The sequence below is a fragment of the Nocardioides stalactiti genome, from assembly GCF_014180715.1.
Taxonomy (GTDB): Bacteria; Actinomycetota; Actinomycetes; order Propionibacteriales; family Nocardioidaceae; genus Nocardioides; species Nocardioides stalactiti.
On the sequence record NZ_JACEFC010000178.1, the window covers coordinates 1 to 5,875 of the forward strand.

General features: G+C 73.1%; 5 protein-coding genes. 2 read left to right on the forward strand and 3 right to left on the reverse strand.

Annotated elements, in window-relative coordinates:
* Both H0487_RS21390 and H0487_RS21395 read left to right on the forward strand, forming a co-directional pair.
* Positions 1-254 (forward strand): hypothetical protein (locus H0487_RS21390; protein WP_183096245.1); only part of this gene is annotated, 254 nt, incomplete at its 5' end.
* A gap of 6 nt (positions 255-260) precedes the next feature.
* Entirely contained in the window at positions 261-1,409 is a 1,149-nt protein-coding gene (locus H0487_RS21395) for a DNA polymerase IV (protein WP_183096246.1), read from the forward strand.
* 9 nt (positions 1,410-1,418) lie between these two features.
* Here H0487_RS21395 and H0487_RS21400 read toward each other — a convergent pair whose 3' ends face one another.
* The 3 genes from H0487_RS21400 to H0487_RS21410 all read right to left on the reverse strand — a co-directional run.
* A complete protein-coding gene (locus H0487_RS21400; RefSeq protein ID WP_183096247.1) occupies positions 1,419-3,173 on the reverse strand; it encodes a hypothetical protein in 1,755 nt (584 codons plus the stop codon).
* Between the two features lie 11 nt (positions 3,174-3,184).
* Complete coding sequence (locus H0487_RS21405) at positions 3,185-4,903, reverse strand: RCC1 domain-containing protein (RefSeq protein ID WP_183096248.1); 1,719 nt, start codon at positions 4,901-4,903, stop codon at positions 3,185-3,187.
* 101 nt (positions 4,904-5,004) lie between these two features.
* A partial coding sequence (locus tag H0487_RS21410; RefSeq protein WP_183096249.1) for a glutamate--cysteine ligase occupies positions 5,005-5,875 on the reverse strand: 871 nt, incomplete at its 5' end.

Consider the following 5,875-nt stretch of genomic DNA (forward strand, 5'->3'; position numbering starts at 1 on the left):
GCTTCGTCCTCGACCCGCGCTTCGCCCACCAGGTCGGCGGCGCCGGCTCGGTGGTCGACGCGGTCGTCAGCGACGTCGACGGCGACCGGGTCGACGACGTCGTCTACACGACCGCCACCGACCGCGGCCGGTCCTACGACGGCTTCCGGGTGCTCCGCTCGACCGGCACCGGGATGACCCGGAGCGGGCTGTGGGCGCGGACACCGCTGTGTGCCGCGGGGGAGTGCTCCTTCTACTTCCAGAACGGCTCCTGACGGCAGATGGCCCTGGTGCTGCACGTCGACCTCGACCAGTTCATCGCGGCGGTCGAGGTGCTGCGGCGGCCGGAGCTGGCCGGCCTGCCCGTGGTGGTCGGCGGGCGGGGCGACCCGACCGAGCGCGGCGTCGTGGCGACCGCGTCCTACGAGGCGCGCGCCTACGGGGTCGGCTCCGGCATGCCGTTGCGACTGGCGGCCCGCAAGCTCGCCAAGGCCGCGACCGAGCCGGTGTTCCTGCCGGTCGACGCCGCGGCCTACGACGAGGCGTCCGCGGAGGTGATGGGGGTCCTGCGTTCCTTGGAGTGGGGCGGCCTGCCGGTCCTCGTCGAGGTGCTGGGTTGGGACGAGGCGTTCGTCGGTCCGGCTCCGGGCCACGGCGACCTCGGTTCGCCCACCGCGTTCGGCCAGCGGATCCGGGACGTTCTGGTCGAGCGGACCCGGCTGCGCAGCGCCGTCGGCATCGGCGACAACAAGCTCCAGGCCAAGCTCGCGACCGGCTTCGCCAAGCAGCGGGTCGAGGGCGCGCTCGCCCGCGAGGCCGGTGCTGGTATCGGTGAGGAGGCGGGCCCCGGTGGGCAGGTGCGCGGCCAGGGCACCTACGTCATCAGCGACGCGACCTGGTTCGAGGAGATGGGCTCGCGGCCGACCACGGCGTTGTGGGGGATCGGCAAGAAGACCGCGGACAAGCTCACGGCGCTCGGGCTCGCGACCGTCGAGGACCTCGCCCGCGCCGAGCCCGCCCTGCTCGCCGGGACGCTCGGCCCGACGACGGGTCCGTGGCTGCGGCGGCTGGGTCGGGGTGTCGCCTCGGACGAGGTCGACGCGACGCCGTACGTCGCCCGCGGCCACGGTCGGGAGGAGACGTTCCAGGAGGACCTCACCGACTGGGCCGACGTCGAGCGCGAGGTCGCCCGGATCGCGCGCCGGGTCGTCGAGGACATCGAAGCCGAGGGCAGGCCGGCAGTGCGGGTCGAGCTCAAGATCCGCTTCCGCCCGTTCTTCACCTTCACCCGCAGCCACAAGCTGAAGGCGCCGACGAGCGACCCGGACGCGCTCGCCGCCGAGGCGGTGGCCCTGCTCGACCGCGTCGACAAGGACCGGGCCGTGCGGCTGCTCGGCGTCCGGCTGGAGATGGCCGACCCCGCGGACTGATCGAGCTCGTCAGTCGATCTGGTTGAAGCTGAGCGGGACGGCGGTCTGGCCGGCCTGGTTGCGGCCCCAGCACACCGTGACTCCGGTACGGCGGACGCCGCAGGTGTGGTTGGTCCCGGCCTCCACGGCGACGAACTGTCCGGGCGGCGGGGAGGCCTTGCCGTAGCCGCCCGCACCCCAGCACTCGATCGTGCCGTTGGCGGCCAGCGCGCAGGCGTGGTTGTTGCCGGCGCTCACCGCCGTGAACGCGCCGGTCGGGACCGCCGGTGGGGTGGCCTGGCCGCGGTCGTCGGCGCCCCAGCACTCGACGGTCCCGAAGGCCCGGACGCCGCACGTGAAGGCGGCGCCGGCGGAGACCGTGGTGAAGGTGCCGCCCGGGGCCGTGGCCTGGCCGGAGGCGTTGTTCCCCCAGCAGGTGACCGTGCTGTCGGTGCGGACAGCGCACGCGTGGGTGCCGCCAGCGCCGACGACCCGGTAGGTCCCCGCCGGGGCGGTGCGTTGGCCGGCGCTGTTGGAGCCCCAGCAGATGAGGGTTCCGACGCTGCGGATCCCGCAGGTGTGGTCGGCGCCGCTGCTGAGAGTCACGAGCATCGAGCTCGGCGGCGTGGCCTGGCCCGCGGTGTTGTCGCCCCAGCACGTGGTGGGCCCGGCGACCGCGATCGCACAGGCGTGGGCGCCGCCGTCGCTGACCTGGGTGAAGCGACCCGACGGCGAGTCGGTCACGACCCCGTCGGCGTCGGTGCCCCAGCAGAGCACCGTGCCGTTGGCCTGGGCGCCGCAGGTGCTGCTGGTTCCGGCGCTGATCGCCGCCCGGCCGAACGACTCCTCGGGCGGGACCGACTGGCCCGAGCCGTTGGCACCCCAGCAGGCGAGGGCCCCGTCCGCCCGGACCGCACAGGTGAAGGTGTCGCCGCCGGCGACCGCGACGTTGGCGGCGAGCGGAGGTGAGGTCTGGCCGGAGGTGTTGAGGCCCCAGCAGGCCGTCGTCCCGTTGGTGCGCAGCGCGCACGTGTGCGACCCGCCGCCCGCGATGGCGGTGAACGTCCCGGTCGGCGGTGTCGCCTGCCCGGAGGAGTCGGATCCCCAGCAGGCGACGGAGCCGTTGGTCGTGAGCCCACACACGTGTGCGCCGCCGGCGGCGATCGCCGAGAACGTGGTCGCGGGCGGGGAGCTCTGGTTCGAGCCGTTCTCACCCCAGCACTCGACNTTCTCACCCCAGCACTCGACGGTCCCCGCCGGTCGCAGGCCGCAGCTGAAGAAGAAGCCGGACACGATCGCCGTGAAGGTCCCCGACGGTGGCGTCGTCAGGCCGCTCGCGTTGGACCCCCAGCAGGCGGCGTTCCCGTTGGTGCGCAGCGCGCAGGTGTGGACGGTCCCGGCCGAGACCGTGAGGAAGGACCCCGCCAGCGGCGTTGCCTGGTCGTTCGCGTCGTATCCCCAGCAGACCGCCGACCCGGCGGGCCGGATGCCGCAGGTGTGGAAGCTTCCGGCTGCGACGCTGGTGAAGGCGCCGCCGGGCACGTCGGTCTGCCCGTTGCTGTTGCTGCCCCAGCACGTCGCCGTACCGGTGCTGCGGACCGCACAGGCGTGGGCGACGCCGGCGGTGATCGCGGCCGTGACGACGTCGGGCTGCGTCGCGGGGACAGCCAGACCGGGTGCCCCGCCGACCTCGGAGGCGCGGGCCGCGGTCATGCTGCTCAGGGGCGAGGAGACGAGCGTCGCGACGATCATCAGGACGATGGCGAGGACACGGCGTACGGACATCACGGGCCTCCTCAGCCGACCTGGTTGAACGTGGGCGGGACGACGCTCTGGCCGGCGTGGTTGCGCCCCCAGCACACGACGGTGCCGGTGGTGCGCGCTCCGCAGGTGTGGTTGGTGCCGGCCTCGATCGCGACGAACCTGCCCGAGGGTGGGGAGGCCTTGCCGTAGCCGCCGGCGCCCCAGCAGTCGACGGTGCCGTCGGTCGCGAGCGCGCAGGCGTGGTTGGTCCCGGCCGTGAGCCCGACGTACGCCGCGCTCGGGGCGTCGGTCTGCCCGCGGTCGTTGCTGCCCCAGCACTCAATGCCGCTGTTGATCTTGAGGCCGCACGTGAACGACCCGCCCGCGACGACCCGGGAGAACATCCCGGCGGGTGCGGTCGACTGCCCGGAGGCGTTGTTGCCCCAGCAGGTCACGGTCGCGTCCGTGAGGATGCCGCAGGAATGGGTGCCGCCCGCGGTCGTCTGGCGGAAGGTGCCCGCCGGGGCAGTGCGTTGGCCGAAAGCGTTGGAGCCCCAGCAGATGACGGTGCCGACGCTCCGGATGCCGCAGGTGTGGTCGGCGCCGGCGCTGATCGCGACCAGGTTCGAGTTCGGGGGCGTGGCCTGCCCGGAGGAGTTGTCCCCCCAGCAGGTCGTCGGCCCCGCGAGCGCGATCGCGCAGGCGTGGTCCTCCCCGGTGCTGACCCAGCTGAAGCTGCCGGCGGGCGAGTCGCTCACGAGCGCGTCGGCGTCGGTCCCCCAGCACACGACGGTGGTGTTGGCCTGGACGCCGCAGGTCGCGTTCGTGCCGGCCGAGACACCCGCTCGGCCGAGGAACTCGTCGGTGACCGGAAAGGCGGTGATGTCACCCCAGCAGCCGACGGTTCCGTCGGCAGCGACCGTGCACCCGAGGTACAGACCCAGCGCGACAGCCGACACGCGAGTCGTCGGCGGGGCACCGAGCCCCGCGTAGTCGCGGCCCCAGCAGTTGAGGGTCGCGTTGGTGCGGACGGCACAGGTCAGGTCGCCGCCGGCCTCGATGGCGGTGAAGGTCCCCGCCGGCTCGTCGGTCTCGCCGTGGTCGTTGTTGCCCCAGCAGAGGGCCGATCCGTCCGGACGCAGACCGCACGCGTGGTCCTCGCCCACGGTGATCGTGGTCAGCGGCTCGTTGGGCGTGGTGTTCACGCCGGTGACGGGCCTGCCCCAGCACACGGGGATGCCGGTGGGTCGGAGGCCGCAGGAGTTGAACAGGCCGGCCGACAGCCTCGTGAAGAGCCCACCCGGAGGCGTGGCCTTGCCGTCGTTGTCGTTGCCCCAGCAGGTGGCCACGCCGTTGGGCCGCAGGCCACAGTTGTGGGACCCGCCCGCAGCGATGCCGGCGAACGAGCCCGGGGGTGGACTGGCCTGGCCGAGCGTGTCGTCGCCCCAGCACGTGATCCGCCCGTTGGTCCGCAGCGCGCAGGCGTGGTAGCCGCCGGCGTCGATGGCCGTGTAGGTGCCTGGCGGGGGCAGGGTGACGCCGTACTGCTCGAAGCCCCAGCAGGTCGCGGACCCCTGGGTGGTCAGGCCGCACGCGAACTGCAAGCCGCCGGTGATCGTCGTGGCCATCGCCTCCGGGCTCACCGCCGACGTCGGTGCCTCCGGGCCCGCCGACGCTCCGCCGGCGCGGGCCGCGACGGGCTGACCGAGCGCGACACCCAGCACCGCCGCGACGACGGCGAGGACTGTCCTACGGCGTTGAACTCGAGACATCGTTGACCCCCTGCGGGATGGCGGAGCAGGACCATCGCTCGTCCCACGCTAGGGCTCGCTGGCGCTTGCTGGTGCGAACGCGACAGAAATTTGACCTGGCGTCAGCCGAGGTCGGCGCGGAGCTCCTGGACGACGGAGTCGACGACGGCGACCAGGTCGCCGTCGGTGCGTTCGGCGACCGCACGCTGGCGCACGTACGACGCGCCGCGCTTCGGGATGTCGAGCACGGCGGCGAGCTCGGCGGAGCAGCCGAGCCGCTCGGCGACCGGCTCGAGCTGGACGACCAGGTCGGCGAGGTCGTCGGTGACCAGCCGCTCGTTGGAGGCGGCGTCGAGGATGATGATCGCGTCAGTGCCGTAGCGGGCCGAGCGCCACTTGTTCTCCTGGACGTGCCAGGGCGGCATCGTCGGCAGGGTCTCTCCGGCCGCGCACCGTTCGTCGAGCCACACCACCAGGCAGTGCATGAGGGCGACGAGCGCGCCCATCTCGGTCAGCGTCGAGACGCCGTCGCAGATCCGGTTCTCCAGGGTGCCGTGGCTGACAGCGGGGCGGACGTCCCAGCGGATCTCGGTGAGGACGTCGATGACGCCGGTCTTCAGCTGGTCGCTGACGAACGCCTCGAACTCCTCCCACCGCTCGAACTGGAACGGCAGGCCCGCGGTCGGCAGCTGCTGGAACATCAGCGCCCGGTTGGAGGCGTAGCCGGTGTCGACGCCGGCCCAGATGGGCGAGGAGGCGGAGAGCGCCTGGAGGTGCGGGTAGTAGTTGAGGAGCGCCGAGAGCACCGGCATCACCCGGTCCTTGGACGGCATCCCGACGTGCACGTGCACGCCCCAGATGAGCATCTGCCGGCCCCACCACTGGGTGCGGTTGATGAGCTCCTCGTAGCGGTGACCCTCGGTGAGCTGCTGCCCGGTCCAGGACGCGAACGGGTGGGTGCCGCCGCCGAAGAGGTCCAGGTCCAGCTCGTCG